Annotated in this window: 4 protein-coding genes; all 4 read right to left on the reverse strand. The window is 76.2% G+C overall.

The window, feature by feature from the left end:
- Window positions 1-1016, reverse strand: a 1016-nt coding sequence (gene fgd / locus MN205_RS02900) for a glucose-6-phosphate dehydrogenase (coenzyme-F420) (RefSeq protein WP_242124148.1), incomplete at its 3' end; no start/stop codon positions are given.
- Window positions 1017-1200: 184 nt separating this feature from the next.
- Window positions 1201-1674, reverse strand: a complete 474-nt coding sequence (locus tag MN205_RS02905) for a hypothetical protein (RefSeq protein ID WP_242124150.1) — start codon at window positions 1672-1674, stop codon at window positions 1201-1203.
- Window positions 1675-1978: 304 nt separating this feature from the next.
- A complete protein-coding gene (locus MN205_RS02910; RefSeq protein WP_242124152.1) occupies window positions 1979-3673 on the reverse strand; it encodes a dihydroxyacetone kinase subunit DhaK in 1695 nt (564 codons plus the stop codon).
- Window positions 3674-3728: 55 nt separating this feature from the next.
- Entirely contained in the window at window positions 3729-4055 is a 327-nt protein-coding gene (locus tag MN205_RS02915; protein WP_242124154.1) for an STAS domain-containing protein, read from the reverse strand.
- Window positions 4056-4134: the final 79 nt, after the last annotated feature.

The following is a 4134-nucleotide window of genomic DNA, read 5'->3' on the forward strand; positions in this document are numbered from 1 at the left end:
CGCAGCAGGGGCACCACGTCGGCGGTGAACTGGGTCAGGAAGCGCGCCTGGTCGTGGCCGGGGGCGTGGAAGACCAGGTGGGTGAACCCGGCGTCGACGTACTCCTGCACCGCGGAGGCCACCTGCGCGGGCTCGGAGGCGACGATCCAGCGCTGGGCGACCTGCTCGATGGGCAGCTGGTCGGCCAGGCGCGCCATCTCCACCGGGTCGTGCACGGACGCCTTCTGCTCCGGGCTCAGCGACAGCGGTGCCCAGAACCGGGTGTTCTGAAGCGCCCGGGCCGGGTCCTCGTCGAAGGACAGCTTGATCTCGATGGTGCGGTCGATCGAGGTGGCCCGGCGCCCGGCGGCGGCCAGCCCCTCTTCCAGCGCCGGCAGCAGCGTCTCGCGGTACAGGTCCATGCCCTTGCCGGAGGTGCAGATGTAGCCGTCGCCGGCGCGGCCGGCGTACTTCGTCACCCCCGGCCCGCCGCCGGCGACGTAGATCGGCACCGGCTGCGTGGGCCGGTCGTAGACGGTCGCGTCGTGCAGGCGGTAGAAGTCGCCGTCGAAGGTGACGCGCTCGCCCGCCCACAGGGCCTTGATCAGGCGCACCGCTTCGCGCAGGCGGGCGAAGCGTTCCTTGGCCTCGGGGAAGGGCACGCCCACGGCGGTCTCGTTCAGCGCTTCGCCGGTGCCGATGCCCAGGATGACGCGGCCGGGGGCCAGGCAGCCCAGGGTGGCGAAGGCCTGGGCGATCACGGCGGGGTTGTAGCGCAGGGTGGGGGTCAGCACGCTGGTGCCCAGTTGCACCCGGTGGGTCTTGGCGGCCACCCACGGCAGCCAGGTCAGCGCGGCGGGGGCGTGCCCGTCCACGTGCCGCCAGGGCTGGAAGTGGTCGGAGATCCACACCGAGTCCAGGCCGGCTTCCTCGGCCTGCACGGCGAAGTCCGCCAGTTGTGCGGGGTCGAACTGCTCCGCCGACGCCTTGTAGCCGATCCTCAGCGCCTGCCCGTGCGTGTCCACCGTCTGCGTCACCGCTGCTCCGCCTCCCCGTCCGTCACGTCGCCGTCAACCTAACCGGGTCGCCTGGTCCACGGGTGGGTAGGGCGTCCCCGCGCACGGTGGGGCGCGCTCGACTTCGCGACCTCATCGACGTCCCCCTGCGACGGGCGAGCCGGCGAGCACCGCCGCTGACCCTGGCCGCGACCCGCCGCAGAGCTCACCGGGGCGGTGCGGCAGCCGCCGGCAGCTGCGGACCCGAGTCGCGGACCTGAGCCGCGAACCGGTGCTGCACCCGCCGGACCTGCCACGCCGCGACGACGGCGCACACCGCGATCCAGCCCACTCGCAGCCCCGGTGGCACCGCCTCGGGGAACAACAGGGGCCACAGGCCGAAGCCGCCTGCGGTGACCAGAGCGGCGACCAGCGCACCGACGGCGGCGACCCACCGGGCCCCGGCGGAACCGAAGCGCTGCGCCGACTGGTGGACCACCGCCACGAGCGTTCCGCACAGACCGCCGGCGACCGATCCGGCGAAGGCCCCCAGCCCCACGGAGGTCACGGTCAGCGTCCTGGCGTCCTCGCCGCTCACCGCGGACCGGCTCCAGAACGCGGCGAGCAGCGCGCCCAGAGCGGCTCCGCACAACACCCCGCGTCGCACTCCGAGGCCGAGGGTGTCCGCCTGCTGCTCCACGCCACGAGGGTGGCAGGCGGAGGCCCGCAGGAGAAGACGGGTCTTCGCCGTGAAGCAGGTCTCCGCCGTGGAGCAGGGTGGCCCCGTTCAGCAGGACAGCACGCAGCCGAATCGTCCGATCTCACGCGCACGGCGCGATCCGCGCGCGATGACGGGTCACGTCGACCCCGGCCACACGGCCACCAGCGGTTCTCGACAGCCCCGGTCGACGGTCCAGGTCCGTCCTCCCACCCGCAGATCCGGAGAGCCACCTGACCGCCGGGCCCGGCGGTGCCCGCGCGGGGCACCGCCGGACCCCGGCGCCTCAGCCCCAGCGCCCGGCGAGCTCACCGGCCAGGTCCCCGGCCGGCTCCACGGCGTCGGCGAGGGCGGCGAGCACCAGCGCCAGGCCGACGGCACCGGCGTCCGGCGTGCCGACCGCCCGCTCACCCACGTAGCTGGCCCGGCCCCGGCGCGGAGTCATCCCCGCGGTCGCGTCCGCGCCGTCTGCAGCGGCGCGCACCACGTCGGCGAGCGCACCTCCCGCCTCGGCGCCCGCCACCAGCGCGTCGAGCATCGTGCGGTCGCCGGGCTGCGCGCCGCCGACGCGGGTGACCGCCGCGGCGGCCTCCCGCAACCCGCTGCGCAGCGCGTCCGCACCCGGGTCACCGGCCTCGAAGGCGGTGCGCACCTGCTGCAGGACCAAGCCGAACAGCGGGCCGCTCGAACCGCCCACGTCGTCCAGGAACGCGTCCTCGGCCGCGCGCAGGCCCGCCACCACGCCGTCGCCCGGGGCCCGGCGCGAGGCGGCGTGCACCCCGGAGGCGAGGTTGTCGCCGAAGTCGCCGTCGCCGCCGACCCGGTCCAGGCGCGTCAGGGCGCCGTGCAGGCGGGCGACCAGCGCCTCCAGGCCCGTCACGAACGCGTTCTCCCCGGCCCCGGAGCGCTCGACGTCCCCGGCGGGGGAGGCCGGTTCCGCACCCAGCGGCTCGGCCACCGGCAGGGCCGTCGCCGTCGGCGCGCGCAGCAGCTCCAGCCACCCCGGCTCCAGCGCCGTCAGGGTCACCGAGAAGCCGCGCATGTCCAGAGCCGCGACGTACGTGCCGGCGAAGGCGGCGGCCACCCGCGCACCCCGCTCGCCGAGGCCCCGCACCACCCGGTCCAGCACCGCGTGCAGCTCCAGCCCGGTGGCCGCCCCCAGGCCGTTGACGAGCACGGCGCAGCCCTCCTCGCCCGCGGGCACGTGCTCGAGCAGCTGCTCGAGCACCCGGTCCACGACCTCCGCGGCGGGACGGCGCTCGACGGTGCTGACGGCCCGCTCGCCGTGGATGCCCACGCCGTGCTCCAGCTCGTCCTCCGACAGCTCGAAGGCCGGTCCCGTCCCGCCGGGCACGGTGTGCGCCCGGGTGGCCACCGCCAGGCTGCGTGAGGCCGCGACCACGCGGCGGCCCAGGTCCGCCAGCTCCGCCAGCGACGCGCCGCGGTCCGCGGCGGCGCCCAGCACCTTCTCCACCAGCACGGTCGCACCCGTGCCGCGCCGGCCCGTCGCCGAGCCCTCCACCTCGGTGGCGAGGTCGTCGTCGACCAGCACGGTGTCGACCTCGACGCCCTCGGCGCGCAGCCGTTCGGCGGCGATGCCGAAGTTGATGACGTCGCCGGTGTAGTTCTTCACCACCAGCAGCACCCCGCCCGGCTTCGCGGCGGCGCGCGCGGCGGCGTGCACCTGACGGTTGTGCGGGGAGGCGAAGACCTGACCGGGCACGGCCGCGTCGAGCCCACCGCGCCCGACGAAACCGGTGTGCAGCGGCTCGTGGCCGGAGCCGCCGCCGGAGACGAGCGCCACCCGCCGCGCCGGGTCGGGGGACGCGGCGAGCACGTGCGCGGGGTCCAGCGAGACGTGCAGGCTCGCGCCGTGGACGCGGGCCAGGCCGGCCAGCGCCGAGGTCACGGTGTCGGGGGAGGGCAGGAACCAGTCGGAGCCGGTGGCCGCGTCGCGCACCGGGGTCTGATCGTCGGTCACGGGCCACACTCTGCTCGCTCGCGCCCGCGGGCACCAGGGCGGGGCACGCACCGCCTCAGGTCGCCGGGCCCGGCCCGTCCTCGTCCTCGCGCACGTCGAGCAGCGTGCCGATGCGGGTCTTGGTCACGAGGAAGCGCACCACCGGCGGCGGTCGCAGCAGCACCACCGGCGGCCGCGTGGTCCGCGAGGCCAGCCGCGCGAGGAAGCCGACCCCCGTGGAGTCCATGAAGGCGACGTCGCCGACGTCCACCACCACCGGCAGGTCCCGGGCCAGCACCGCGGCGCAGGCCGTGGACAGCTCCGCGCCCAGCGTCGCGTCCACCTCGCCCGAGAGCAGGACGCGGGTCTCGTCGACGTCGGCGATGACGACGACGCGCTCCACGGGGCGACAGTAGGGCAGGACCCGCCGCGGCACCACAGGACGCCGAAGGGCCCGGCACCCGCGCGCTGCGGGTGCCGGG

The organism is Kineococcus sp. TRM81007 (assembly GCF_022669155.1).
Lineage (GTDB): Bacteria > Actinomycetota > Actinomycetes > Actinomycetales > Kineococcaceae > Kineococcus.